Source organism: Luteimonas notoginsengisoli, assembly GCF_042648885.1.
Taxonomy (GTDB): Bacteria; Pseudomonadota; Gammaproteobacteria; order Xanthomonadales; family Xanthomonadaceae; genus Luteimonas; species Luteimonas notoginsengisoli.
Genome location: NZ_JBHRYF010000001.1, coordinates 955,625 through 981,303, shown reverse-complemented (window position 1 = coordinate 981,303; position 25,679 = coordinate 955,625). Strand labels below are relative to the sequence as shown.

Annotated in this window: 24 protein-coding genes and 1 pseudogene; 13 read left to right on the top strand and 12 right to left on the bottom strand. The window is 70.0% G+C overall.

Going from position 1 to position 25,679, the window contains the following annotated elements; all coding sequences use genetic code 11:
- Positions 1–3 precede the first annotated feature (3 nt).
- Positions 4–1,974, top strand: coding sequence for a DUF7844 domain-containing protein (locus ACFOM9_RS04555; RefSeq protein ID WP_386706584.1), 1,971 nt, complete (start codon positions 4–6; stop codon positions 1,972–1,974).
- A 34-nt stretch (positions 1,975–2,008) separates the two neighbouring features.
- Here ACFOM9_RS04555 and ACFOM9_RS04550 read toward each other — a convergent pair whose 3' ends face one another.
- Complete coding sequence (locus ACFOM9_RS04550; protein WP_386706581.1) at positions 2,009–2,248, bottom strand: hypothetical protein; 240 nt, start codon at positions 2,246–2,248, stop codon at positions 2,009–2,011.
- A gap of 283 nt (positions 2,249–2,531) precedes the next feature.
- On the opposite strand from ACFOM9_RS04550, the gene ACFOM9_RS04545 reads away from it, so the two are divergent.
- The gene (locus ACFOM9_RS04545; RefSeq protein WP_386706579.1) at positions 2,532–3,587 is read left to right on the top strand and encodes a sensor domain-containing diguanylate cyclase; all 1,056 of its coding nucleotides are present in this window, start codon (positions 2,532–2,534) and stop codon (positions 3,585–3,587) included.
- Between the two features lie 9 nt (positions 3,588–3,596).
- Here the strand turns inward: ACFOM9_RS04545 and ACFOM9_RS04540 are convergent, their stop codons facing one another.
- Complete coding sequence (locus ACFOM9_RS04540) at positions 3,597–4,319, bottom strand: glutathione S-transferase (RefSeq protein ID WP_386706576.1); 723 nt, start codon at positions 4,317–4,319, stop codon at positions 3,597–3,599.
- Between the two features lie 179 nt (positions 4,320–4,498).
- Between ACFOM9_RS04540 and ACFOM9_RS04535 the strand changes: the two genes are divergently transcribed.
- Positions 4,499–5,251 carry a glutathione S-transferase family protein gene (locus ACFOM9_RS04535; RefSeq protein ID WP_449284260.1) on the top strand — a complete coding sequence of 251 codons (753 nt, stop codon included), beginning with the start codon at positions 4,499–4,501 and terminating at the stop codon, positions 5,249–5,251.
- A gap of 49 nt (positions 5,252–5,300) precedes the next feature.
- On the opposite strand, the gene ACFOM9_RS04530 is transcribed toward ACFOM9_RS04535, so the two are convergent.
- Positions 5,301–7,886 carry a hypothetical protein gene (locus ACFOM9_RS04530; protein WP_386706574.1) on the bottom strand — a complete coding sequence of 862 codons (2,586 nt, stop codon included), beginning with the start codon at positions 7,884–7,886 and terminating at the stop codon, positions 5,301–5,303.
- A 266-nt stretch (positions 7,887–8,152) separates the two neighbouring features.
- Between ACFOM9_RS04530 and ACFOM9_RS04525 the strand changes: the two genes are divergently transcribed.
- Positions 8,153–8,305, top strand: a complete 153-nt coding sequence (locus tag ACFOM9_RS04525) for a hypothetical protein (RefSeq protein WP_386706573.1) — start codon at positions 8,153–8,155, stop codon at positions 8,303–8,305.
- A gap of 122 nt (positions 8,306–8,427) precedes the next feature.
- Here the strand turns inward: ACFOM9_RS04525 and ubiM are convergent, their stop codons facing one another.
- Positions 8,428–9,639: a 5-demethoxyubiquinol-8 5-hydroxylase UbiM gene (gene ubiM, locus ACFOM9_RS04520; protein WP_386706571.1), complete on the bottom strand. Its 1,212-nt coding sequence runs from the start codon at positions 9,637–9,639 to the stop codon at positions 8,428–8,430.
- A 190-nt stretch (positions 9,640–9,829) separates the two neighbouring features.
- Between ubiM and ACFOM9_RS04515 the strand changes: the two genes are divergently transcribed.
- Both ACFOM9_RS04515 and ACFOM9_RS04510 read left to right on the top strand, forming a co-directional pair.
- A complete protein-coding gene (locus ACFOM9_RS04515; RefSeq protein ID WP_386706569.1) occupies positions 9,830–10,384 on the top strand; it encodes a peroxiredoxin in 555 nt (184 codons plus the stop codon).
- 550 nt (positions 10,385–10,934) lie between these two features.
- Positions 10,935–11,258 (top strand): hypothetical protein, encoded by a 324-nt coding sequence (locus ACFOM9_RS04510; RefSeq protein ID WP_386706567.1) that lies wholly within the window; start codon positions 10,935–10,937, stop codon positions 11,256–11,258.
- A gap of 209 nt (positions 11,259–11,467) precedes the next feature.
- Here the strand turns inward: ACFOM9_RS04510 and ACFOM9_RS04505 are convergent, their stop codons facing one another.
- Complete coding sequence (locus ACFOM9_RS04505) at positions 11,468–12,412, bottom strand: M14 family metallopeptidase (protein WP_386706565.1); 945 nt, start codon at positions 12,410–12,412, stop codon at positions 11,468–11,470.
- A 211-nt stretch (positions 12,413–12,623) separates the two neighbouring features.
- Here ACFOM9_RS04505 and ACFOM9_RS04500 point away from each other — a divergent pair, with 211 nt between their 5' ends.
- The 3 genes from ACFOM9_RS04500 to ACFOM9_RS04490 all read left to right on the top strand — a co-directional run bounded on the left by ACFOM9_RS04500 (position 12,624) and on the right by ACFOM9_RS04490 (position 17,313).
- Positions 12,624–14,183, top strand: a complete 1,560-nt coding sequence (locus tag ACFOM9_RS04500; RefSeq protein WP_386707334.1) for a M20/M25/M40 family metallo-hydrolase — start codon at positions 12,624–12,626, stop codon at positions 14,181–14,183.
- Positions 14,184–14,267: 84 nt separating this feature from the next.
- Positions 14,268–15,407 (top strand): DmpA family aminopeptidase, encoded by a 1,140-nt coding sequence (locus tag ACFOM9_RS04495; RefSeq protein ID WP_386706563.1) that lies wholly within the window; start codon positions 14,268–14,270, stop codon positions 15,405–15,407.
- Between the two features lie 199 nt (positions 15,408–15,606).
- Positions 15,607–17,313, top strand: coding sequence for an EAL domain-containing protein (locus tag ACFOM9_RS04490; RefSeq protein ID WP_386706561.1), 1,707 nt, complete (start codon positions 15,607–15,609; stop codon positions 17,311–17,313).
- 258 nt (positions 17,314–17,571) lie between these two features.
- Here the strand turns inward: ACFOM9_RS04490 and ACFOM9_RS04485 are convergent, their stop codons facing one another.
- Complete coding sequence (locus tag ACFOM9_RS04485; RefSeq protein ID WP_386706559.1) at positions 17,572–17,898, bottom strand: hypothetical protein; 327 nt, start codon at positions 17,896–17,898, stop codon at positions 17,572–17,574.
- A gap of 323 nt (positions 17,899–18,221) precedes the next feature.
- Here ACFOM9_RS04485 and azu point away from each other — a divergent pair.
- Both azu and ACFOM9_RS04475 read left to right on the top strand, forming a co-directional pair.
- A pseudogene (gene azu, locus ACFOM9_RS04480) lies at positions 18,222–18,623 on the top strand (azurin); the annotation flags it as partial.
- A gap of 19 nt (positions 18,624–18,642) precedes the next feature.
- Positions 18,643–18,927 (top strand): DUF6522 family protein, encoded by a 285-nt coding sequence (locus ACFOM9_RS04475; RefSeq protein WP_386706557.1) that lies wholly within the window; start codon positions 18,643–18,645, stop codon positions 18,925–18,927.
- Positions 18,928–19,163: 236 nt separating this feature from the next.
- Here ACFOM9_RS04475 and ACFOM9_RS04470 read toward each other — a convergent pair whose 3' ends face one another.
- The gene (locus ACFOM9_RS04470) at positions 19,164–19,568 is read right to left on the bottom strand and encodes a VOC family protein (protein WP_386706555.1); all 405 of its coding nucleotides are present in this window, start codon (positions 19,566–19,568) and stop codon (positions 19,164–19,166) included.
- Positions 19,569–19,799: 231 nt separating this feature from the next.
- On the opposite strand from ACFOM9_RS04470, the gene ACFOM9_RS04465 reads away from it, so the two are divergent.
- Positions 19,800–20,231 carry a hypothetical protein gene (locus ACFOM9_RS04465; RefSeq protein ID WP_386706553.1) on the top strand — a complete coding sequence of 144 codons (432 nt, stop codon included), beginning with the start codon at positions 19,800–19,802 and terminating at the stop codon, positions 20,229–20,231.
- 142 nt (positions 20,232–20,373) lie between these two features.
- On the opposite strand, the gene ACFOM9_RS04460 is transcribed toward ACFOM9_RS04465, so the two are convergent.
- Positions 20,374–21,228 (bottom strand): PA4780 family RIO1-like protein kinase, encoded by an 855-nt coding sequence (locus ACFOM9_RS04460; protein WP_386706552.1) that lies wholly within the window; start codon positions 21,226–21,228, stop codon positions 20,374–20,376.
- A 38-nt stretch (positions 21,229–21,266) separates the two neighbouring features.
- Between ACFOM9_RS04460 and ACFOM9_RS04455 the strand changes: the two genes are divergently transcribed.
- On the top strand, positions 21,267–22,538 hold the full coding sequence (locus ACFOM9_RS04455; RefSeq protein WP_386706550.1) for a serine hydrolase domain-containing protein: 1,272 nt from the start codon (positions 21,267–21,269) through the stop codon (positions 22,536–22,538).
- A gap of 72 nt (positions 22,539–22,610) precedes the next feature.
- Here the strand turns inward: ACFOM9_RS04455 and ACFOM9_RS04450 are convergent, their stop codons facing one another.
- The 4 genes from ACFOM9_RS04450 to ACFOM9_RS04435 all read right to left on the bottom strand — a co-directional run bounded on the left by ACFOM9_RS04450 (position 22,611) and on the right by ACFOM9_RS04435 (position 25,552).
- Positions 22,611–23,903: a PQQ-dependent sugar dehydrogenase gene (locus ACFOM9_RS04450; RefSeq protein WP_386706548.1), complete on the bottom strand. Its 1,293-nt coding sequence runs from the start codon at positions 23,901–23,903 to the stop codon at positions 22,611–22,613.
- Positions 23,900–24,307, bottom strand: a complete 408-nt coding sequence (locus tag ACFOM9_RS04445) for a DUF2231 domain-containing protein (RefSeq protein ID WP_386707331.1) — start codon at positions 24,305–24,307, stop codon at positions 23,900–23,902. The genes ACFOM9_RS04450 and ACFOM9_RS04445 overlap by 4 nt, the downstream gene beginning before the upstream one ends.
- Before the next feature lie 139 nt (positions 24,308–24,446).
- Positions 24,447–25,226, bottom strand: a complete 780-nt coding sequence (locus tag ACFOM9_RS04440) for a lipoate--protein ligase family protein (RefSeq protein WP_386706546.1) — start codon at positions 25,224–25,226, stop codon at positions 24,447–24,449.
- The gene (locus tag ACFOM9_RS04435) at positions 25,223–25,552 is read right to left on the bottom strand and encodes a biotin--protein ligase (RefSeq protein ID WP_386706544.1); all 330 of its coding nucleotides are present in this window, start codon (positions 25,550–25,552) and stop codon (positions 25,223–25,225) included. Before ACFOM9_RS04435 ends, ACFOM9_RS04440 begins: the two co-directional genes overlap by 4 nt.
- Between the last annotated feature and the right edge of the window lie 127 nt (positions 25,553–25,679).

Below are 25,679 nucleotides of genomic sequence, written 5' to 3'. Positions count from 1 at the left end.
GCCATGGCGCCGCCGGCGCTTGCTGTCCGAATCCTCGCAACCCATCCAAGCGCATCGCGACCGCGGACCCGGCAACGCCGGCCCCCGCTGCGCTGGTGGGCAGCCAGCCTGCTTGCCTGCGCACTGCCGTCGCAGGCTTCCCTGCGGCTCGACCTCCAGGACGACGCGCTGTCGCCGGAGCAGGCAATCGCCTCGCGGCAGGTGATCGATGGCGCGTTGGGGCGCCTGCCTCGCGCCTGGATCGAAGCGGTCGACCGCCGCATCCCGGTCGAATGGCGCCAGGACCTTCCGCCTGCCGTCCACGGTCGCGCGCGCGGCGACCGGTTGCTGCTGCGCCGCGCCCTGCTCGACGACTGGATGGCGCGGCCCGCCGATGCCGCCGGCGACGATCCGGCGACCCGCGCGGCGCTGGCGGCCGTCGTCCACGAGCTCGCGCACTTCCTCGACCGTTCGCCGGCTGGGCGTATGTCGCGCGATCCGCGACTGCTCGACCTGGCGGGTTGGCAAGTCGCCCCGCTGCGGCTCGGGCTGCGCACCTCGCGCAATGCATTCACCGACCGCAGCCCGGACCGATATGAGCTCGAAAGCCCCGCCGAATTCGTCGCGGTGAACCTGGAGTATTTCGTGCTCGACCCGGCCTATGCCTGTCGCCGGCCGGCGCTGTACCGCTACTTCGCCGACCGTTTCGGCGACGCCCCGCCACACGCCGATTGCGCAGCCGGCCTGCCCTACCTGCAGCCGGATGCCGACGCGGGCCAGAAGCCGCTGCTCGAACTCGACCCAGCACGCGTTTACGCGGTCGACTACCTGCTGGCCGAAGGCAACGACGAGGCGATGAGCCGCTGGGGCCACGGCATGCTGCGCCTGGTGGTGTGCGCCCCGGAGCGACCGCGCGGACCGGAGTGCCGGCTCGACCTGCATTACCATCGGGTGCTCTCGTTCCGCGCCTTCGTGGACGACGTGCAGGTGTCGAGCTGGCGTGGCCTGACCGGCTCGTATCCGTCGCGGCTGTTCTTGCTGCCGCTGCAGCAGGTGGTGGACGAATACACGAAGGTGCAGCTGCGCGGCCTGCAGTCGATTCCCCTGCGGTTGAGCGAGGACGAGATCGCCGCATTGCTCGAACGCGCCGCGCGCGTGCACTGGAGCTACGACGGCCGCTACTACTTCCTCACCAACAATTGCGCGGTGGAGACCTGGAAACTGCTGCACGACGGCATCCCGCGGCTTGCCGCGCAGCCTCTTTCCAGCATCACCCCGACCAGCCTGCTGCGACGACTCGAGCGCGCCGGCGTCGCCGATGCGTCGGTCCTGGACGATCCGGACGCCGCCCTGCGCCTGGGCTATCGCTTCGCCTCGGCCAACGCGCACTACCAGGCGATGTTCGACGTCGCCCGGGGTGCACTGCGACTGCCCCAGCCCAGCGTCGAGGGCTGGCTCGACCTGCCCCCCGCCGACCGCGCGCCCTGGCTCGAGCGCGGTGACCTGCGCACGAGCGCCGCGCTGCTGCTGCTGGAACAGGCCGCGCAGCGCCGCGAGGAACTGCGGGCGCGCGACGCGCTCAAGCGCCTGCTGGGACGCCACGCGACAGGCGATCGCGACCGGAACGGAAATGAAGCTGGCGACGCGGCGCGCGCACGGCTGCGCGCGATATTGGCGCTCGAAGGGGTGTTCAGCCATCCGGCGCAGCTGCTGTCCGACGGCTACGGACTGCCGCAGCGCGCGGAGCGCGAAACGCTGGCAACGCAAGCTGTGCGCCGGGCGGAGCAGCTGCGCGAACACGACCAACGCCTGCGTAGCGAAGCGCGCTCACTGCTGCCCACGCAACAGCAGGCCAGGCTGGCCGCGATCGAAGCGAACGTCACCCTGCTCGGCGAACGGCTGCGACGGCTGCACCGCGACAGCGGCGGCCTCGATCTGGGGCGCCTCCCCGCCAGCGCTGCGCCCCCTGCACCGCCGATCGTGCCCACGCAGTAGCCCTCGACGGAAGCGGAGCCCGTCGCGATGGCCCTCAGCCGCTGCAACCCCCGCAGCAGATCGACGGCAGCTGCCTGACCTGCGCGGCGGCGACCGGATACCCGGCTTGCGCCAGCAGCGCGACCAGCTCCGAGGCCTGCACCGCCGCGGCCACGCGCAGCACCGCTCCGCTCGCATCGACGTCGAACACCGCGGCGGGGTCGACGTCGCGGATGGCGTCGTCGAACCTGTCGAGGTCGGGGCGCGCCGCATTCAACTGGACATGGAATTCCATGGAAGGCCTCCGGTGATGCTCCCTATCGTGCGGAAGCCCGCGCGTGGCGTCGCTGATCCGGGTCAAGTCCCCGACCGATCCCGTGCGTGTCCGTCCGTCAGCCGGCTTGCCAGCACAGGAAATATTCCCGGCCGGGCGCCCGGCAGCGGAGCCGTCGCATGGCTATGATGGCCGGACTGCAATTCGGGGCGTGACCTGCATGACGCGGGCCAGCGGGAATCCACAAGACCACAGCAGTGCGCCACGCAGCCTTCGCCGGCCCCGCCAGCCGCTGTATCGCACGGTGTATCCCTTCCGCATCCTCGGCATGGCGCTGTCGTCGCTGCCGGTCGGCGTCGTGCTCGCGCAGCAGCAGGACAGCATCGCTTCGTGGGTCCTGCTGCTGTTCACCGGCCTGCTGTGGCCGCAGCTGGCGCTGTGGCGTTCGTGGCGCAGCCGCGATCCGGACCGCACCGAGCGCCAGAACCTGCTGATCGATTCCGCCATCGCCGGCCTGTGGGTGCCGCTGATGCACTTCAACCTGCTGCCCAGCGCGCTGATCGCGACGCTCGCCGTGGTCGACAAGATCAATACCGGCATCCGCGGCCTGTGGCTGAGGTCGCTGCCGGGGATGCTCGGGGCCATCGTGCTCGGCGGCGTGCTGACCGGATTCGCGTTCGCACCGGCGACCAGCATGCCGGTGATCATCGCCTGCATGCCGATCCTGCTCATCCACACGGTCGCGGTCAGCCTCAACGGCTATCGCCTCGTGCGTCGCGTGCATTACCAGAACCAGCGCCTGGACGAACTCAGCCGCACCGATCCGCTGACGGGGCTCGACAACCGCCGCCAATGGGAAGAACACGCGCAGCGCGTGCTGGAGCGGCGGCACACGGGGCTCGGCCCGGCCACGCTTGTCATGGTCGACATCGACAGTTTCAAGGCCGCCAACGACGGGCGCGGGCATGCCGTGGGCGACGACGTGCTGCGCGGGGTCGCCGCCGTGCTGCGCGACTGCATCGGCGACCACGGCCACGCCGTGCGCTACGGCGGCGATGAATTCGCGCTGGCGCTGGAAGTCGACGAGCCGCGGGCGCTGGCGATCGCCGAATCGATCCGCCGCCAGGTCGGCGCACTGTCGTTCGTCGCCGCGCCCGGCCTGCACTGCACAGTAAGCCTGGGCGTCGCCACGGCAAGCGCCGGCATGTCGCTGCGCCGCTGGATGGTCGCGGCCGACACCGCGCTCTACAACGCCAAGGACGCGGGCCGTAACCGCGTGGCCACGCCGATCCGCGACGATGGCGCCGACCCGTCTGCCACGGCCCCGGTGCGCGACGGCACGTGCGAAGCGGCGCGCTGACCCCGGCACTCAGCCATCAAGCTCCGGATAGTGGCGGAAGATTCCTTCCTCGTTGAACGGCAGGCGTCGCGGTGAAGCGAGGTAGGCAGACACCTTCGGCCGCGCGGCGACGCGCTGGGCCAGCGCGATGACGCCGGGAATGTCGCGCTCCAGTCCGCCCATCGCCCTCGGAAAGGCGTAACGCAGCCCTTCCACCAGCTGGAACAGCGACAGGTCCGCGTACGACAGCCGGGCGCCGACCAGATGCTCCGGTCCTTTGGGGTTGCGCGCCAGCACCTGCTCGAACCAGCCCAGGAATTTCGGCATCCGCGCCTCGCGGAACGCCCGCGCGCGCCGCAGCGCCTCCGGCTTCTGGTTGCGGTACCAGTCGCCGCCATCCACCGGATGGTGCGTGTCGTGCGCCTCGGCGACGATGTCGGCGATGGTCAGCTGCAGCTGGTGCGTCCACAGCGCGGCGTTGGCGTCGCAGGCCACCAGGCCGAGCCGCGGGCCGAGGAACTGCAGGATCGCGGCCACCTGCGCCACCACGACCTTGCCACTGACCAGCACCGGCGGCGCGAACGGCGGATGTACCGCATCGGGCGCGGCCAGCAGCGCCTGCACCGCTTCCAGCCCGCCCGCTTCCTCGTCGTTGCCGACGTCGATGTATGCCGCGCCGGCTTCCTCCAGCAGCAGGCGGACGAACTCGCCGCGCCCCTGGATGCCGGGCCAGTAGTAGAGCCGATAGGTCATCTCTTGCCCCTGTGATGCAATCCGATGGTGCACGCGATGGCGTTGGTTGACGGTTAAACGACGACCGTGCGCGCGACCGGTCGCGGCCTTCCGTCCATGCTCACGCCTGCCGCGACATCCGCGATGCCGCCAGAGGCCCGCATTCGCCGAGCGTGCGGACGCCGATGTTGCCAGTATCGATGTCGATTCCCGCGCTTTCGGTTCGTCGATGGATCGAGAGGCGGCGCTGCCCGCGCCGTCGCAACCGGAGCCACGCCATGACCCAAAGCGCCCAGCCCCTGCGGCTCTACGCCCACCCCTTCTCCTCCTACTGCCAGAAAGTTCTGGTGGCCCTCTACGAAAACGACACGCCCTTCGAATGCCGCCTGCTGTCCGCGGAGCACCCGCAGGTGCTGGCCGAGTTCGCCGCGCTGTGGCCGCTGCGGAAATTCCCCGTGCTGGTCGATGCTGGCCGGAGCATCCCCGAGGCCAGCATCATCATCGAGCACCTCGGCCTGCACCATCCGGGGCCGGTGACCCTGGTTCCGCAGGATCCGCGCGCCGCGCTCGACGTGCGGGCCATGGATCGCTTCTTCGACAACTACGTGTCCACCCCGCAGCAGAAGATCGTGTTCGACAGCCTGCGGCCTGAGGCCGAGCGCGATATCCGCGGCGTGGAGGACGCGAGGGCGATGCTCGACATCGCCTACCGCTGGCTCGACCGCGTGATGGCGGGCCGCGAGTGGGCGGCGGGCGACCGCTTCAGCCTTGCCGACTGCGGCGCCGCACCGTTTCTGTTTTATGCCGACTGGACGCATCGCATCGACGCGGCGTTCGGCAACGTGATCGCCTACCGCAAGCGGCTGCTGGCACGCCCCTCGTTTGCGCGCGCGGTCGACGAAGCACGGCCTTACCGGAGCCTGTTCCCGCTCGGCGCGCCCGATCGCGACTGATCGCGACGGCTCCCCGCCGCGCGGCGGCGCCACCCTCACCCGCCGCGCATCAGAAATGCCCGAGCGCCGCGTCCGCCTGTTCCTGCGTGATCGTCCCGGCCGCGACCGCGTCGGAAATGGCCGCGCGCGACGCCTCCGCCCAGTCCCCGCCGTACGGTCCGAGTTCCTCCGCGAACACCTCCAGCCGGCCGTCCGCGGCCAGCCGGCCGATCATCTCGGCGCGATACGCCGGGTCTGTGTTGTCGATCAGGCGATTGCCCAGCGCGAGCGCGTAGCTCGGCGTGAACCCGTCGCTCTCGTAGTCGCGCACCGCGGCCTCGCGTTCCTCCGCGGCCGCGCCGAACAGCTCCGGCGACTGCGCCTGCGCGTATTCGATGGCGGAGTCGTAGTTGTTCTCGATGTAGCTGCGCAGGAACGCCTGCGCCTGCGTGTCGGACGTGGGCAGGGCCGAGACGATCCCGAACAGGTCCCACGCGAAATCGGCGTTGTCGCCGGCCAACTTGTCGACGAAGCCCAACACCTCGCTGCCCTGCAGGCCGCAGGCCTCGGCGGCGCGGGTGATGATGCCCACGTGCCCGGCCGACAGCGCGACCTCGGGATGCGCCACCAGCAGCGCCTGGATGTCCTCGGCCGACATGTCCAGGGTTTCGGCCATGTCGAACAGGTCCGAACCGCGGCTGGCCATCTCGTCGGCGATCTGCGGATCCACCCCGGCCTCGACCAGGTATCCCTCGATCTGCTCGCGGCGTTCGTTGCCGTTGATGAGTTCGCCGACGAACGAGCCGACGCCGGAAATGATCGCGCCGATGCCCGACACGATGAAACCGGCCGGCGCCACCGGCGTGAACTCCAGCGCGCTGCCGAGCACGCCGAGCACGTCGCCGAACGCGGCGATGGCGTAGCCGACGTTGCCGTCGGATGCTTCCTGGATGCTGTTGACCAGTGAAGCGCTGCTGGCGATCAGGCCCAGCGCAGGCGCCAGACGCGCGGCGAAACCGGCGGCACCGGCGAACGTACCCGAGTACTGCGCCAGGCGGCCGCTTTCGGCAAGCGCGTCCATTGCACCGGCCAGCAGCCGCGCGCCGTTCTCGCCCGACTGCGCCAGCCCGCCGATCGCAAGCAGGTATTCCTCGCTGTTGCCGGCATTGGCCGCCGACACCGCGCCGGCGACCACGCCCGCCGCGGCGAAGGCGCGGAAGAGCGGGCTCGAGCTGTCCCACTGCAGCTTGTAGCGATCGAGCGCGCTGTAGTTGCCGCCGGCCAGATCGTTGAGCAGCTTCTGCCCGTCGCTGAAGTCCTTGTAGCCGCCCCACGCCGGGACGCCCTGCCCGAACGCGGACATCAGGGTAGTGAACTGCGCCTGTGCCTGGCTCACGCTGCCGTCGTTGGCGGCCAGCAGTTCGGACATCGCCGACGAAGCGGCGTCGGTCAGCACCTCGCCGGACAGGTCGAAGCCGGCGAACACGCCGGCCAGCGCCGAATCGGGGACCCGCTGGATCTGCGCCAGCAGCGTCATCGCCTCGACGCCGTGGCCGTTGCGGGCCAGGGTGGCGATGGCCTCGTTGACCTGGCCTGCGACCGCCGGATCGCGGACGGCCGCGTCGAGCACCTCGTTGCGATGCGTCGACATGTAGTCCGACAGCGCCTGGCTGCTTTCGATCAGCGTGTCGTAAGTCGGCTTGTGTTCGGGATCGTTGCGGAACGCCTCGATGAACGCCGCCTGCTGCTCCGGCGTCATCGGCCCGGCCTGCGCAAGCAGACCACCCAGGTCTTCGTCGAGGCGGTCAACGTCCTCCTGCGCGCCGTCCTGCGCACCGAGCAGGTCGTCGAGCGAGGTGGCGGTGGCCCGCGTCGTGTCCGTCGCGCCCACCTGCGCCACGTCGATGCGCCCGGCCACGTCCTGCCAGCCTCCGCTGTCCACGGCCAGGGCGCGCAGGTCGGTTTCGCTGATCGCACCGCGATCGATGGCCGTGGCGATCGCGGTGGCGAAGACCTCGCGCCGCGCGTCGCCATCGTTGCCAGGCGTATCCCAGGTGTAGGTGTCGCCTTCCTTCTGGTAGAGCCCGCCATAGGGCGCATCGACCACCGCGCCCAGGGTGCCGTCATCCTTCGCCAACCGCACCAGTTCGGACAGGTAGGCGGGGTCGCCGGCATGTTCGAGCATCAGGTCGGACAGCTGCAGCGTTGCGAGGATGCCCGAGTTGGCGACGTTGTCCGCGTAGTCTTCCTGCGCCCGCGATGCCTGTTCGCCGTCGTCCAGCCCGGATCGCTGCGCGGGCCTCGACGACGGCGCGCCGGACCCGGTCAGCGCCGCGTACTCCTCGCGCACCACCACGCCGGCACGCGTCTCCACCGCTTCGCGCACGACGTCGCTGCCGAACACCGGCTCGAGCTGCCGCAGCTGCGCCGGCTCCAGCACCGTGGCGAGCTGGTTGATGAGCTCGTTGCGCTCGGCCACCGGCAGGGCCTGGACATCGCCCGTCAGCTGCGCCTGCTGCTGCGGCGTCATCGCGGCGACCGAAGCATTGGCGGCCTGCGCGTCGGCCCGGCCGAGGTTGGCAGGCGTTGGTGGCGGCGGTGGAACCGTCGGCTGTTGCGGGACCGAGCCCCCGCCATCGCGCATCATCACGACCATTGCTTTCCGTTCCTCGTGTCGACGGCCATGACGGCCGGCCTGGAGTCAGGCTCGGTCGACCTTGCCGGCGATCCAGGCGCGACGCAATTGGGGGCTGCCCTAGGCAACGCTGAACAAGCGCCTCGAGTCGGGCCACACGTCGGGATCAAGCGGCGGCGTGCCGCGCGTCCGGCTTGGGCGGCTAGGAACCACCGGCCTTGCCAGTGGCGCCGGAGCGATTTCCCGGCTACCCGTACAATGGCCCCACCCCGCAACGAGGCAATCCATTGGCCAAGCCCAACTATTCGTTCGAGAAGCGACAGCGCGAAATCGCCAAGAAGAAGAAGCAGGACGAGAAGGACGCACGCAAGCGCGAAGCGCGCGAGGCGGCCCAGACCGCGAAAACCGGCGATTCGCCCGGGCTACCGGCTTCCGAATGAACCCGGCGCCGCTCTGGCGCCGTTCTCATGACTCCTAGCGGCGCCGCGCCGCCCCGCGCGTGGATCCGCTCCGGCCGCTCGCGGCCGGCCGTCGTCGCGTCCGGCGGCGTGCTCCGGCGGCGCTAGCGTCCCGCGCGTTTCCGCGCCTGTCGCCTGTCGTCGTTGGCGGCGGTCAACCCTTCCACCACCATGCGCCGCAGTGGCGGCACGTGCGCGCCGGCGCTCAGCGCCAGCTTGCGAAGCGCGCGCGCCGGCAGGCGGTCGTCGGTGTACAGCCCCGCCAGCAGCTGGGTCGCCACGTACAGCGGCAGCGTCGCCGCACGGTGGCGGCGCTCGTAGCTGCGCAACAGCGCCGGGCTCCAGATCGGCGCGCCCCGCGCCAGAGCGGATCGCAGGCCGCTCGCCAGGGCGTCCTGCCCGAGCAGCCCGAAATTGAAGCCGTGCGCGGTCACCGGATGCATGCCGACCGCGGCATCGCCGACCAGCGCGAACCGCTCGGCGGCGAAGCGATGCGCGTATACCCCCACCAGCGGGTAGGCACAGCGCGGCCCGGCCACTTCCATTGCACCCAGGCGGTTCATGAACCGCTTGGCCATGTCCAGGCCCAGCGCCGCATCGTCCTGCGCCAGCAGCGCCTGCATCCGGCGCGGCGGCAGCGTCAGCACCACCGAGGATGTGTGGGGATCGTGCAGCGGCAGCAGCGCGAGCGTCTGGCCCGCCGCGAACCATTCCCACGCGGTCTGCGCGTGGGCGGCCTCGTGCCGCATGCGCAGCACCAGCATGGTCTTGCCGAAGTCATGCATGTTCGCGCCGATGCCGGCGGCGCGGCGCGTTTCCGAGAAGCGGCTGTCGGCGGCGACCACCAGCTGCGCGCGCAGGGTCTCGCCGCCGTCCAGCGAGATGACCGCGCCCGCGGCCTCCATGCGCACCGACGCCACCCGCGCGCCGGCGAACAGGCAGACGTCCGGCAGCGCGGCCACTTCGGCGAAGGCCGCGCGGCGGATCGCATGGTTGGACAGCAGCCAGCCCAGCTGCTGCGCGCCCGCCAGCGCCGGGCTGAAGATCAGGCCGTCGCGGCTGGCCCCATCGAGCACCAGCGCCTCGCGCAGCGTGCCAATGTCGCGCGCGTCGATGCGATCCCATATTCCGAGCCGCTGCAACAGCTGTCGCGAGCGGTGCGTCACCGCGATTTCGCGCCCGTCGTCGGCCGGGTCGGCCAGCAGAGCCTCCTCCTGCCGTTCGACCAGGGCGACGCGCAGGCCGCTGCCGGCCAGTGAACGCGCGAAACACAGACCCGCCGGACCCGCACCCACCACCACGACATCGAATGACATGCCCCAGCCTCCCCGGATATGGAGTCCGCACCCTAGGCCGACGCGCCTGGCGGGGCGCTGACGCCGGTCAAGAACGCTCGCGATCGCGGCGCGGCGCGTCTGGGCGGCCGCGAATACGCCGGCCCCGCGCCTCGTACAACCCTTGGGTAACGGCCGCGGGTGTATAAAACCCGCGCCAACAGGAGCAGCCATGAATCCCCTGAAATTCGCCACCCTCGCCGTGCTCGCCCTCGCCGGCGCCATTGCGCTGGCCGCCGCGCCCGCCTTTGCCGCGCTCAAGCCCGGCACGCAGGCCCCCGACTTCACCACGCCGGCCTATCTCGCCGGCGAGCCCTTCACCTTCAAGCTCGCCGAAGCGCTGGCCAAGGGGCCGGTCGTGGTCTATTTCTTCCCTGCCGCCCACACGCCCGGCTGCAACCTCGAAGCAGCCCTGTTCTCGCAGGCGATCGAAAAGTTCCGGGCCCACCGGGCTACGGTGATCGGCGTCACGGCCGGCAACGTCGACCAGCTGGCCGATTTCTCAAAGGAAACCGAACACTGCGGCGGCAAGTTCCCGGTGGCCGCGGACGAAGGCGCGAAGATCGCGGCGCGGTATGACGCAGTGCTGCAGCAGAAGCCGGGGTGGTCGAACCGCACTTCGTACGTGATCGCGCCCTCGGGCGAGATCGTGCACGCCTATTCGGAGCTCAACCCCAACCGGCACGTGGCCGAATCGCTGCAGGCCCTGGACGCGCTCGAAAAGTAGCGCGGTCCGCGAGGCCGGCAGAGCGCATCGCTTCGCGTACCGGGCAATGCGCTGCGGCCAAGGGTCGAGCCAAATGGCGGCAGCTGTCGGACGACCCGGTTTCAGGCGACCTGCGGAGGCCCGCGATACGGGCGCCCGGCTCCGGTCGACCCTCACCATGGTCGCGCATTTGGGACAGCCGGCCACCGAGCCTGTGTCCCCCGAGCGCAACGCGGATCCGGCTACGCCGAGCCCGCGGATCCCTGAATGCGCTCGTGGGCATCGCAAGGCGCCAGCGCTCGTCATCGGTGACGGCCCAGATTCGCGGAAAGGCGCTAAATCGCAGAATTTCACCGCATTTCGGCGAAAATAACATCCTGTTCATTGGTGTTTGCGTAAGATACATCCACTCCTCGCTCTACCCGACGCCACCGCGCCCCTGCGGGGCTTCATAGCGTGTGTGTTGCGCCGCTGGGCGAGGAGCCATGGCCGTGACGGCAGCCCAGGCCGCCGTCGCACACCGCCCGCAAGCGCACGCGCTCGCCATGGCGAACACCACAAAGGAGACACCATGCCCAGCAAGCCCGACAAAGCTGTCATCGCCCCCACCAGCACCTCGCACCTGTTCGCCCGCCAGAGCAAGGCGAAGGATCAGAGCCGCAGCATGACCAGCGAAACCATCGCCGACGATCTCCAGGCCTTCCGCAAACAGGGTGGCCGCGTCGAAGTGCTGGGCACCACGCCGCTGCGGATGCACGTGAATGTCACCACCTCGCGCAAGGCCGCGACGACCAAGGACGACGCGAGCCCCGCCAAGGCCGACGCCCCCAAGGCCGGCGCCAAGCGCAAGACCGCGGCCGCCGATACGAACACGAAGGCCGCGGCGGCAGGCTGACGCGCGACCCAGCACTACTCACGCCTGCTGCGGATTCACGCAGGCGTTCAATGATCGTACGAACTTGGAAGCCGTCGGCTCGCCGCTCCCCGCATTTGTTGGCGGGTCACTCGGCGCCTTGGCATCGGCCCGACGTCCTGCACGACCCGCATGCCGCCCCTCGCGGCGACCCGGAGGCGCGCGGTCCGCACGCCTCCAGCCTGGCCGACTCACGCCGGCCCGCGCGCGTCCCCGGCATGCTCCAGCGCGAAATCGATCGCCGCGCATACCGCCGCCACCTGCGCGGCATCGCACTGCTCCGGCGTTGCCCGCGGGCTGTCGGGATAGACCTCGGTGGTGGTCGTGAAACGGGCGCCGGTGATCCCCGCGCACAGCGCCAGCGGACCGAGCGCGTATTCGATCACGCCCGGCGCGACAACCGGCGAGCCGATGATCGTGCCATCGGCATCGGCCGGCGCGATGTGCGTCACCTGCGCTACCGCATCGATGATCGCCTGCTGGAACGCAGGCTGCGGATTGGCGCTGTCGTCGACGAGGTAGAAGCCGTCGGGGATGCCGCCGGGCTCGAACGCCTTGCCGTCGCGCGCGGCCAGTGCCGGCCGGAACTCGGACTCGTCGCTGTCGGTGGTTTCGTGCAGGTCGATGTGCATCAGGAAGCGCCCGCGCAGCGGCGCGACCAGCTGCATCAGCGCCGCCGACTCCCCTGCCCGGCTGCCGTCGCGGAACGAGCGGTTGGGATCGAGCGCTTCGGGGTTCCAGCGCTGGACGCGCTCGTAGGCCCACGGGCTCACGCAGGGCACGACCAGCAGGTTCGCGCGCCCCGCATAGCGCGCGGCATGCGCATCGAGGAACTGCAGCGCGCCGCGCACGCCGCTGGTTTCGTAGCCGTGCACCCCACCTGTCACCAGCATGCAGGGCAGCGCGTCGTCCCAGTTCCGGCTGCGGACCGCGAGCAGCGGATAGCGGCCATCGGGCGCGTAGTCCAGTTCGCCGTACTGCTCCACGTCGAAGCGCTCGCGCAGCGCCTCGATCGCGCCGGCCACGTCCTGCACATGGCTGCGCCTGCGGACCTGGCGCGCCCGCCACTGCGCCCTTTCCGCGTCGCCCCACGGCTGACGCGGCGTCCCGATCGGTTCAAGGCCGGCTGTCGTCATGGTGTCGTTCTCCGCGGTTGTGCAGGACAGAGGAAGTCATTATCGCCGCGCCGCCGCGCGGCGTCGCGCCCGGCATTCCTGCACACAGCAAAGCCGCTACCAGACACAAGGCGGTGAGTTCGGCGAAGCGGCTCGCTACACTCGGTGGCTTCGCGTCGAGCGACCATCCGAGGGGGACACGGTGATCAAGCGCTGCCTGTTGCTGGTGTGCATGGGGATCAGCGGCATGGCCGCGGCCGCGGAGCCGGTGGACCTGGACATGGTCAACCGCATCCGCCAGGAGGCCTTCCATCGTTCACAGGTGATGGAAACCTTCAGCCAGCTCACCGAAACCATCGGTCCGCGCCTGACCAACTCCCCGCAGATGGCCAGGGCCAACGCCTGGACCCGCGGCAAGTTCACCGAATGGGGCCTGGCCAACGTCCACGACGAGGCCTTCGACGACTTCGGCCGCGGCTGGGAATTCAGCAACGCCAGCGTGGAGATGCTCAGCCCGCGCGCGCTGCCGCTGCACGCGCTGCCCAAGGCGTGGACGCCCGGCACGCCTGGCCCGGTCGAGGGCGAGGCGATGCGGGTGACGATCAAGGCGATAGGCGACCTCGACCAGTACAAAGGCAAGCTGGCCGGCAAGATCCTGCTGCTGGACGAGGCGCGCGAATACAAGCGCGGCAGCGAGCCCGATTCGGAACGCCACGACGACACCGGCCTGGCCGAACTGCAGACCTTCGCCGTGCCCAAGGACCAGACGAAGGACCGTGCGAAGCGAATCAAGGAGTTCGGCGAGCGCAGGGCGCTGGCCAAGGCCACCAACGCTTTCTTCGCCGCCGAGGGCGCGCTGGCCGCGCTGAGCATCAGCGGCTGGGACAACGGCATCATCCGCGTCGGCGGTGGCGGTTCGCGCAAAGCGGGCGAACCGATCGGCGTGCCGGAGCTGGCGATGGCCGCCGAGCACTACAACCCGCTGGTGCGCGCGGTCGAGCGCAAGCAGCCGGTGCGCCTGCGGGTGGACGTGCAGGCGCGTTTCACCGACGAGGCCGACCAGCCCGGCTACAACACCCTGGCCGAGATCCCGGGCCACGGCGCCAAGGCCGGCGAAATCGTGATGCTGGGCGCGCACATGGATTCCTGGCACGCGGGCACCGGCGCGGCCGACAACGCCGCGGGCGTGGCGGTGATGATGGAAGCCATGCGCATCCTCAAGGCAGTGGGCGCCAGGCCCCATCGCACGATCCGCGTGGCGCTGTGGAGCGGCGAGGAACAGGGCCTGATCGGGTCCCAGGCCTACGTGGCCCGGCATTTCGCTGCCTATCCCGAGCCCACGGATCCGGCGCAGAAGGCGTTGCCGGCATCGCTGCGCGAATCCACCGGCGCCCTGCAGAAAACCCGCGACTACGACCGCTTCTCGGCTTACTTCAACATGGACAACGGTTCGGGGCGCTTCCGCGGCATCCATGCGCAGGAGAACCTGGCGGCGATGCCGATCTTCGAGGCGTGGCTCGCGCCGTTCCACGACGTGGGCGCCACCACCGTGGCCAGCCGCAATACCGGCAGCACCGACCACGTCTCGTTCGATCGCGTGGGCTTGCCGGGCTTCCAGTTCATCCAGGACCGGCTGGACTATTTCAGCAACGTCCACCACAGCAACCTGGACACCTGGGACCACATCGAACCCGAAGACCTGAAGCAGGCGGCGGCCATCGTCGCGTCCTTCGCGTACCACGCCGCCATGCGCGACGAGCGGCTGCCGCGCAAGCCGCTGCTGGAGAACTGACCCCGGGCGCGCGACGCTGCCAACGCGCGCGCCCACCACCGTCTCCGCCATCGCGGAGCGACCACGCCGCCACGGAGCCACCGCATGTTCCCTCGCCTGCTCGCCGTCACCCTCCTGCTGTGCGCCTGCGTGCCCGCGGACGCGCAGCACAGGAACCTGCGCGACCACGGCATCGCGACTGGCGTGCTGCAGCCGGGACAATGGAACGCGATCACCGACGTGCCTGGCGTCGAGGTGGGGCAAAAGACGCTGGTCCGCGGCGACAGCGTGCGCACCGGGGTTACCGTCGTACTGCCGCATGCGGGGAACCTGTTCCGGCACAAGGTGCCGGCCGCGGTGTACGTGGGCAATGGCTTCGGCAAGCTGGCCGGGTCCACGCAGGTCCAGGAACTGGGCAACATCGAAACGCCGATCGTGCTGACCAACACGCTGGGTGTGCCGGTTGCCGCCGACGCGCTGATCGACCACGCCTTCTCGTTCCCCGAAAACGCCGACGTTCAGTCGGTCAATCCCGTGGTCGGCGAAACCAACGACAGCTACCTCAATGACATCCGCGGCCGCCACGTCACCCGCGCCGACGTGCTGGAGGCGATCCGCTCGGCGGCCGGCGGCAAAGTCCACCAGGGCAACGTCGGCGCCGGGACCGGCACCATGGCGTTCGGCTTCAAGGGCGGCATCGGCACCGCGTCGCGGAAGCTCCCTGCCACGCTGGGCGGCCACACCGTGGGAGTGCTGGTCCAGACCAACTTCGGTGGCGTGCTGAGCGTGGACGGCGTGCCGATCGGCAAGACCCTGGGCAAGCACTACCTGAGCGACGAACTCAACGATTCGCCCGACGGCTCCTGCATGATCGTGGTGGCCACCGACGCGCCGCTGGACGCACGCAACCTCGAGCGACTGGCCAAGCGCGCCATGCTCGGGCTGGCGCGCACCGGCGGCATCGCGTCGAACGGCAGCGGCGATTACGTGATCGCGTTTTCCGCCAACCCCGGGGTGCGCATCGCGCACGATTCGGACAGCCCGCTGCGCCAGGTCGCCGTGCTGCGCAACGACGCAATGTCGCCGCTGTTCATGGCCGCCATCGAGGCTACCGAAGAGGCGATCCTCAATTCACTGTTCCATGCCGACACCATGACCGGCCGCGATGGCCACGAAGCCGCGGCGCTCCCGCTCGACGAGGTGCTCGGGATCATGGAGCGGCATGGCTACCCGGTGGTGCGCTAGCGCTTGAAGGGCACAGGGCCAGAAGCGCCGTCCAGCGACATGGGCGCGGACCTCCGGCTCGACCTGCCGGGAGGAGCTCGCGGCTGAAGCCGCTCCTGCTTGGCGGAAAGGCATCAAGCACAGCCTCCGCCCGGTGCCCGGCGAGCATCCCTGCCGCTGGCGTGCTAAACAGGGTCCTCGTCCAAGCGGATGGCAGGCCATGAAGCCCCTGGGGAGGGTGCTGGACCAGCGCCACGGCGCGCGCCCGCGCCGCCCGCGGTGGTGGCTCACGGTGCTGGCATTGGCGATGTCCCTGTCGATGCTGCTGGCCGCGCCTGCCTTCGCGGGAGACAGCGCGCCGGGCACGCTGCGGATCGGCGGCGACGCGCACTACCCGCCCTACCAGTTCCTCGACGAAGACGGCCGCGCCGACGGCTTCGACGTCGCGCTGGCGCGCGCGGTGGCAGCCGACCTCGGCCTCGAGCCGCGCTTCGAACTCGGTGAATGGGAAGTCGCGCTTGACCGCCTGGCACGCGGCGAAATCGACCTCGTGCCAATGTTCTGGTCGGCCGAACGCGAACAGCATTACCTGTTCACCCAGCCGATCCTGATCCGCCACCACGCGCTGTTCGGCACCCGTCAGCAGGCAAGGCTGGAATCGATCGAGGGGCTCGCCAATGTACGCGTGGCGGTGCAGCGCGCCAGCCTGGCCGCCGAGGCGATGCGTGCCCAGGCCGCGCACGGCGTGACGCTGCTCGAACTTCCCAGCGAGTCCGGCACCCTGGTCGCCGTGGCGCGCGGCGATGCCGACTACGCGCTGGCACCGGTCGGCATCGGCTATTACGCGATCCACCAGTTCGAGCTCGACAACGTGATCGCGCTAAGCCCGCCGCTGCTGGAACGCAAGTACGTGTTCGCGGCGCGGCGTGGGCGTGCCGACCTGGTGGCGCGGATCGACGCGTCGCTCGAACGCCTGCGCGCTGACGGCGTGCAGAACGACCTGTACGTCGAATGGATCGGCAACCTCAACCCGCATCGGCCGCGGCGCTGGCCGCTGCTGGCAGGCGGGCTGGCGGGACTGTTCGCGGTTGGCCTCGGCACCTACGCCTGGCGGCGGAGAACGCGGCCGGCCAGGCTCGCATTCGCGGCTGTCGGCGACGAGCACGCGCTGATGTCCCAACTGCGCGACGCCATCGCCGCCGACCGGCTCGGCTTCATGCTCCAGCCGCAGGTCGACCTGCGCACCGGCCGCTGGCTGGGAGCCGAACTGCTGGTGCGTTGGCACCATCCCCGCCGCGGGCCGCTGGCGCCCGATGCGTTCGTGCCGGTGGCGGAGCGTTCGGGTGACATCGCGGCGATGACCCTGCACCTGGTGCGTTGCGGCCTGGCGCAGCGACGGCACTGGCCGCGGGTCGAGCCGCCGCTGCACCTGTCGGTCAACGTTTCGGCCAATGACCTGGCCGATGCGCAGCTGGTGGACGCGATCATCGACGCCTGTGCGGGCGACGGCGCCGCGTTGATCCTCGAGATCACCGAGACCGACGTGATGCGCGAGCCCGAACGCGTCGCCGAGGCCCTGCCGCGCCTGCGCGCGCACGGCATCCGCATCTCCGTGGACGACTTCGGCGCCGGGCATTCGTCGCTGGTGAACCTGCGGCGACTTGCCCCCGACGAGCTGAAGATCGATCGTTCGTTCGTGGTCGCGTTGCTTACTTCGCGCTCGGACCAGGCCATCGTCACCGCGACCATCGGACTGGCCCACGAACTGGGCGCGACGGTCGCCGCCGAAGGCATCGAGGACGCCGCCACCCAGCGCTGGCTGGCCGAGGCCGGCTGCGACGCAGGCCAGGGCTTCGGGATCGCCCGGCCGATGACAGCGGATGCGTTCGCCGCACTGCTGCGCTCGACGCCGTCCATGGGCGAGTGAAGCCGGTTCTGGTCGCCATGCACGACTCGGCCGACGCCGGCTCGTCATCGCGGCTGCGGGAGCGGCGAAAGTCAGGGACCTTCGCCTTCCGCGAAATCCACGTTACACGGCATCACGCAGGAGCGGGTCGACCTGCCTGCGGCGAAGCGAAACGCGGGGTCTGCGACAGCATCTGCCTTTCGGGTGCAGGTTGGAGTGCGCCGAACCGTCGAAGGAAGGTCCAGCGCGCGGAAACGCTGAAGCGACGCGCGTGCGACGTCAGGAACACTGCCCGCAGCACGTGCTTCCGCCACTGATATGCACGTCCTGCTCCAGCGGCTGGGCCGCGCAACCGATGTCGCGCAAAACGTCCTGCACCTGCACGGCGGTGGCGGTGGAGATCACTTCCAGGTGTCCGTGCGCCGCATCGAGCACGACACGCACATTCGGATCGAGCGCGTGCAGCGCGGCCGCAAGCTGGGTGGTGTCGTGGTGGCAGGTGGACAGTTCGAACTGCATGTCGGATTCCTCAGGGAGAATGGTCCCGGCATCGGCCGGCAATCCATGATGCAAGCCGCCTCCGGGATCCGGCTTGACGCCGGTCAAGCGATTGCGATTCTCACGCGCGCAAAACGCGGATTTCACGACACCGACCGCCCCGATGGCGAATAATGCGCGGCGAACACACACCCAGGAACTCCACCATGAACACCCGCATCGCCCTCCTCGCCACCGCCTGCGCATTCGCGCTCGTCGCCTGCGGCGACAAGGCACCTGACACCTCGGCCGACACTGCGGCCGCGCCTGCCGCCAGCGAGCCCGCGCCGGAAGCAACCGCCCCGGTCGAAACCGCGCCGACCGCCCCCGAGGACACGACGGCACCCGCCGACGCTGCCGCGCCCGCCGCGACTGCGCCGGGCAGCGACAAGCCGGCCGCGGTCGTCGCCAACTGCGCCACCGAGATCGAAGGCACCGACGCGATGCAGTACAACGTCGGGTCGATCGTCGTTCCGGCGTCGTGCAGCGAATTCAAGATCACCCTGAAGCACACCGGGACGATGCCGGTGGCCGCGATGGGCCACAACGTCGTGATCACCAAGGCGGCCGACATGCAGGCGGTCGCGGCCGACGGCATGGGCGCCGGCGCAGCCGCTGCCTACGTCAAGGCGGACGACGCGCGCGTCATCGCCCACACCGACCTGATCGGCGGCGGGCAGTCCACCTCGGTGAGCTTCCCGGTCAGCAAGATCAAGGATGGCGGCCCGTACGAATTCTTCTGCAGCTTCCCGGGTCACTCCGCGCTCATGAAGGGCACGATTTCGGTCGAGTAAGGTTCTTGGGGCCATCGGCATGGGCAAGCCCATCGCCATCGACCTCAATCCATCGCGCGCCGTCGAGATCGACGGCGCGCTCGTTGCAGGTGAACTGGGGCTGGCCCTCGCCGATTTCAGGCAGTTGATGGAGCACGGCAAGATCACCGTGCTGTGCGAGCTCGGCATCGGCGACGATGCCGGCCTGTATCGCGCGAGCTTCTACCACCAAGGCAAACGGGCGCGGTTGGTCGTGGATGGCGACGGCAATCCGATCCGGGCGCCGGATGCACGGCCAACGGACGCCGCGTCGATCGTGCGCTAGCGGTCCGGTCCGACTCGCCTTTTCCGCTTTGGCGCGCAGCGCAGATGCCTGCCGCCGCATTCTCAGCCTTATTCGACGCAGTGCGCCCATTTTTTCCGCGCGCGAAGGACTCTTTTCGGCCCGGCTGACCCCACGCAGATCGCCTGGAGCCGCACGGCTACCGGCAAACGTCTTCGCACGCCTCCAGGCAGCACACCTGCCGCGTATCGAACCAGCTCAACGGCCCGATGGGAAGCTCAGGCTCCCTTGTTGCTTCCGTCCCGGGCCATCGGCTCCCACAGCTCGACCTTGTTACCGTCCGGATCCATGACCCAGGCGAATTTTCCGTTCTCATGCGATTCCGGGCCGCCGATGATGGCGACGTTGCCCGCGCGCAGTTGCTCGAGCAGCTCGTCGAGGTCGTCGACGCGGTAATTGATCATGAAGGACGAATCGCTGGGGCTGAACCATTGGCTGTCCCTGTCGGCCAGATGCCATACGGTCACGCCCTGGTCTTCGCCCTTGTCCTCCGGCCACCGCAGGACGGCGCCACCGAAGTCCTCCAGCCTCAGGCCCAGGTGCTCCTGGTACCAGCGCGCGAGCGCGGCGCTGTCGCCCCTGCATTTGAGGAACACGCCGCCAATACCGGTGATCTTTGCCATGGTTGGCCCTCGGTTGGTCGAGCCCCCGGCTCGTATCCGCAGAATAATGTCCGGCGGCCAGCATCCGCCATCCCGGCCTGACGGCATTCCGCCTGCGGGGAGTCGCTCCTCGCCCGCGAGTGGACCGTGCCGAAATCGAGCAGGCAGCACCATCAGCACGCGCCGTCTACCTTGCGCTCACGCGGGTTCGGCAACCGTGGCAGCACGATTTCGCACGAGACGGAGAATCCGATGCGCCTTTCCACCATCGCGCTCGTTGCGCTTCTGGCCGCCGGTTGCGCTGCGCCGCACGACGACGCCGCCGATGCGCCATCGACCGACTCACCGGCAACCGCGACCTCGACGCCGGACGCAGCAAGCTCGGACTCAGAGCCCGCGCGAACGACCGTACCCGCGCAGTTCCAGGGCGAATACGCAACCGACACCCGCGCGTGCAACTCGCCGGCGCACGAAAGCCGTCTCACCATCGGCGCCTGGCGCATCAAGTTCCATGAGAGCTCGGGCGCGATCGTCGCGGTCGAAAGTGGCCGCAACGCGCTGACCATTACCGCCGAGCTCACCGGCGAAGGGAAGACGCGCGAGGCCACCTATCGCTTCAACCTGTCCGACGACGGCCAGATCCTGACCGATCGCGACAGCGGGATGAAGCGGCAGCGTTGCTGACGGCGGCGCGGCTCGACGACAACCAGATTGCCAAGCGGACGGGCTGACCCGCAAAGTCGCGAGTGCGGCGTCGGGGTTCCGGTGCTCCCCATCGTTGCCTGGGTGAAGCCGAAAAGCGCGGCCGAAACCGCTGCGAGGGCGCTTACTCGGCGTCGGCCGCCTCGCGACCCTGCTGGCGGATCAGCGCTTCCTGCCGGGCCTCCTCGATTGCCGCCCGCACGTCGCCAACGTCGGCCACGTGTTCGTCGTGCTCGAAGACGCCCGTGAGCACCGTGTCGGGCTGCAGCGTGCCGGCCTCGAACAGCGCCCACATCTCCTCGCCGTACCAGGTGTCCAGCAGTTCCGGCGCCCAGCGCCCGAGGTAGGCGGTGAGGTTGTTGACGTCGCGCAGCAACATCTGCCGCGCGGCGTTGTTGCCAGCCGCGCTGACCACCTGCGGGAAGTCGATCAGCACGGGTCCGTCGGCGTCCACCAGCACGTTGTACGGCGACAGGTCGCCGTGGATCAGTCCGCTGCACAGCATCCGCACGACCTGGCGCACGAGTTCCGCGTGGAAGCTGCGTGCCTGCTCCGGCGTTGGCGCGTACTCGCCCAGGCGCGGGGCGGCGAAGCCGTCCGCGTCGGTCACCATTTCCATCACCAGCACGCCGTGGTGGAAACCGTGGGGCTCGGGCACGCGTACGCCGGCGTCGCGCAGCTGGTACAGCGCTTCGACCTCGGTGTTCTTCCAGGCTTCTTCCTGCTGCCGGCGGCCGTAGCGGGTCGCCTTGCCGATCGCGCGTGCCTCGCGGCTGCCGCGCACCTTGCGCCCTTCCTGGTACTGCACGCGCTGCTGGAAGCTGCGCTGCGCCATGTCCTTGTAGACCTTCGCGCAAAGCACCTCGCCGCCGCCACGCACCACGTACACGGCCGCCTCCTTGCCGCTCTTGAGCGGGCGCACGACCTCGTCGATGACACCGTCGTCGATCAGCGCCTGCAGGGAATGAGGGGTTTTCATGCGCCATTCTGGCACGCGTTGCCGTTACGATGCCGACCATGACCCGACTCTTCCTGCTCGCTTCGCTGCTGCTCGCCCTGCCCTTTGCGCAGGCCGCCGAACCCGTCGCCGTCGTGCGCGTCGCGTTCGACCGCGACGGCGTGACCGCCACCAGCGTCCACGGCCTGGCCGACAAGGCGACGGGGCGCCGCGTCAGCGCCGGCGATCCGGTGCGGGTCGCCTCGATTTCCAAGCTGGTGACCGCGATCGGGGTGATGCGGCTGGTCGAGGCCGGCAAGCTCGACCTGGATACGGACGTCGGCACGCTGCTCGGCTTCCCGCTGCGCAATCCGGCGTTCCCCGACACGCCGATCACGCTGCGCCTGCTGCTCTCGCACCGCTCCAGCCTGACCGACGCGGCCGGCTACTGGCAGATCCCGCTGGGTGGCCAGGTGCGCGGAATCCTCGACGACCCGCGCGCGTGGGACGCGGCGCACGCGCCAGGCACCTACTTCCGCTACGCCAATCTCAACTTCCCGCTGGTGGCGCAGGCGATGGAACGCGCCACCGGCGAACGCTTCGACCGGCTGATGGCGCGCCTGGTGCTGCAACCGCTCAGTGTCGCGGCCTGCTTCAACTGGGACACCTGCAGCCAGGGCGCCATTGCGCGCGCCGTGGTGATCTACGACGGCGAGGGCGCACCGGCAAAGGACGACCTGCGCGGCGAACGGCCCGATTGCCCGGTGACACCGTCCGTGGATGGCGATTGCGACTTGGCGCGCTGGCACGCCGGCGACAACGGCGCGCTGTTCTCGCCACAGGGCGGATTGCGGATCTCGGCCAACGGGCTGGCGCGGATCGGGCGGATGTTGCTGGGAGATGGCGAAATCGACGGCGTGCGCCTGCTCGCGCCGGCATCGGTCCGCGCACTGGCCGCTCCGCAGTGGCAGTACGCGCCGGGGCAAGGAGTCACCTTCGAGGAGGACGTCGGCGACCTCGACGGCGGCTTCTTCTGTCGCTACGGGATGGCGATGCAGACGCTGGCGACGCCGGTGGAAGGCTGCCGCGACGATCCGTTCGGCGACGGCGTGGCGCGCGTCGGCCACTCGGGGTCTGCCTACGGCCTGCAGTCGGGCCTGTGGCTCGATCGCGACCGCGGCACCGGGGTGGTGTGGTTCGCCACCGGCATGCCGGATGAGCGACTGGGCGGATGTTCGGCGTTCAGCGCGGTGGAGGAAGTCCTGGCGCACGGCGACGCGGCAACGGCCAGCCGCGCAGCACCCTGCGCGGAGCGCGCGCGCCCGGCCGCGGAAGCATCGCCGGCCGGTTGAATGCCCCGCTCCGCCGGCGCTTCAGGCGGCCCTGGCATCAGCGATCACGATGGCGGCGAAGCGCGCCCGCAGCTATTGCGTGGGCGTCACCCGCCAGATGGTGTTGGCCAGGTCATCGGCGACGATGAGGGCACCGCGCGGATCCACGGTCACGCCGACGGGCCGCCCGCGCGTCCTGCCGTCATCGCCGCGGAAACCGGACACGAAGTCCACCGGCGGCCCGGACGGGCGGCCGTTGCTGAACGGTACGAAGACCACCTTGTAGCCGACCGGCTCCTTGCGGTTCCAGCTGCCGTGCTCGCCGACGAACGCGCCTGCCGCGAACCGCGCTCCCATCGCCGGTGCCGAAAAGGCCAGCCCGAGGGGCGCGACGTGCGATCCCAGGCTGTAGTCCGGGGGGATGGCGGCCGCCACCTTTTCGGGATCCTGCGGCATCACGCGCGGATCGACATTCTGGCCCCAGTAGCTGTACGGCCAGCCGTAGAAGCCGCCTCCGCGGACCGAGGTGAGGTAATCCGGGACGAGGTTCGGGCCGAGCTCGTCGCGCTCGTTGACCACCGCCCACAGCACGCCCGTGCCCGGCTGGGTGGCGAGCGCGGTCGGATTGCGCAGGCCGGTGGCATAGACCTTGTGCGCGCCGCTCGCGGCATCCACCTGCCACACGCGCGCACGGTCGACCTCGGCCACCATGCCGCGCTCGGTGATGTTGCTGTTGGAGCCGATGCCGACGTAGAGGAAGCGGCCGTCCGGGCTTGCCGCCAGAGACTTGGTCCAGTGATGGTTGATGGCCGACGGCAGTTCGGTGACGGTGACCGGCGCGCCGCTGGCCCTGGTCTGGCCATCGCGGTACTCGAACCGCACCAGCGCATCCTGGTTGGCGACGTACAGGCTGCCGTCGACCAGTGCGAGCCCGTAGGGCGCGTTGAGGTCCGCGGCGAAGACTGTCCTGAGCTCGTAGGTGCCGTCGCCGTCGGCGTCGCGCAGCAGCGTCAGGCGATTGCCGCTCTTGACCGAGGTGTTGCCCTTGGCCTTGATGCGGCCGGCGATGACGTCCTTCGGTTTCAGGCTCGCGGCGCCGCCGCCGCGGCCTTCGGCGACCAGGATGTCGCCGTTGGGCAGCACCAGGGTCTGGCGCGGGATCGCGAGATCGGTGGCGATGGCCGCGATCGAGTAGCCCTGCGGCACGGTCGGCACGCGGTCGCCCCACTGCGCCGGCTTGGCAATCGTCATGTCGGGCAGCAGTCCGCGCTGCTGGTCCGGGAGCCTGGGATCGGCACCGTACTGCGTCGCATCGGGATCCCCGCCGCCGCATGCACTGAGCAGCCCCGACAGCGCGACGACCATGCACGCGTTCGTGCGTTTCATGCCGCACCTCCGATGCGAAACCTGGACAGACCGACCCATGTCGCCGCGCAGGCGAGCACGGTGACGATCACCGAGAGCACCACGGCCGCGGGCATGATCGCCCAGGCATCGCGGGCGTGGACCAGGGCATCAATGAAACCCAGCACCCACGTCGCCAGCAGGAGCAGCGCGTCAAGCAGCGGGCGACCGCCGCGCCGCTCGCCGCGGAACAGCTCGATCACCGCCCACAGCAGGGCGCAGCCGGCGAACACCAGTGCGCCCGCGAGCAGCCAGGACGCGAAGTTGCTCCACTGGATCTGGTAGCTGCGGGCGTAGGTGATGTCGCTGAGCAGCGCGCCCAGGAACAGCGGCACGGACGCGGCCAGCAGGAATGCGTGGAACGGATGGATCGCCCTGCCAAGCATTCGGTCGACGGTAGCGGTCACGGCGGTACTCCTGGCCTGGAACGGGATGCCGCGCCGGAGCGATGCCGGGCGCGGGATTGCACCGGCAGGCTAACCAGATCGCTGTCGCCGCCGCGTTAGCCCGCGGGCGCCGCGCCGCTCAGGGCAACAAGGCGGTCCATTCGGGCGTGGCGAACCGCTCGCGCACCAGCACCTGCGCGCGCTCGAGCTCGTCCGGGCGCAGCACGTCGGCGACCAGTCCGCCGTGGCGGTCGCGAAAGGTCTCGATCATGCGTTCGATCACCGCGGCGCGCGGCAGGCCGGTCTGCCGGCGCAGCGGATCCACGCGCTTCTGCGCGCTGGCCGTGCCCTTGTCGGACAGTTTCTCGCGGCCCACGCGCAGCACCTCGAGCATCCGCACCGCGTCGATGTCGTAGGCCATGGTGACGTGGTGGAGCACGGCCCCGCCACGCCGCGCCTGCGCGGCGCCGGCGATCTTGCCGGCGCTGGAGGTGATGTCGTTCAGCGGCTGGTACCACGCCTTGATCCCCAGCGTGTCGAGCGCCGCGATCACCCACTGGTCCATGAAGGCGTACGCCTGCTCGAACGTCATGCCGTCGACCAGCGACACCGGCGCGACGATCGAGTACGTGATGGTGTTGCCCGGCTCGATGAACATCGCGCCGCCGCCGCTGATCCGTCGCACCACCTCGATGCCGAGGCGCTGCGCAGCCTGCGCGTCGACCTCGTTGCGCAGCGACTGGAAGCGGCCCATCACCACCGCCGGGCCGGCCCATTCCCAGATCCGCAGCGTGGGTGGCCGGCGCCCGGCGGACACGTCGTCGAGCATCACGTCGTCCAGCGCCATGTGCAGCGCGGGCGCCTGCGGCTCGGCGTGCACCAGGTGCCAGGCGTGGTCGTGCCAGTCGCTGCGGCTCACGCGATGTCGCCTACAGGGCGGCACGGACCGATCGCATCGAGCGCGCGGCGCACGGCGATCGCGACGCCTTCGGGCGTGATGCCGAACAGCTGTGGCCCGGGTCCCAGCGCCGCGCGCACCGCGGCGGCCAGCGCGGCCTCGCCGGAGTCGATGGGCTGGCCTTCGAGCGCGGCGTCGATGGTCGCCAGCGCGCTGGCCGGTTCCAGGAAGAAATCCCCGCTGACCTGCACGGCGGTCATCCGTCCGTCGACCACGGCAAGGTCGACCACCACCAGCTTGCCGCCGGGCACCTTGAATTCGCCATGCGCGCTATTCGCCATATCCATCCGCGCAGTCTAACGCCGCTGCGGTTTTCGCCCGAATGAAAGCCCAGCGAAACGGGCGGTCGCATGCGCCCTCGCAGGCGGGACAGACAAGGGCGGGAATAGGTTGTCTGCACCGCAGTCGCGGTGA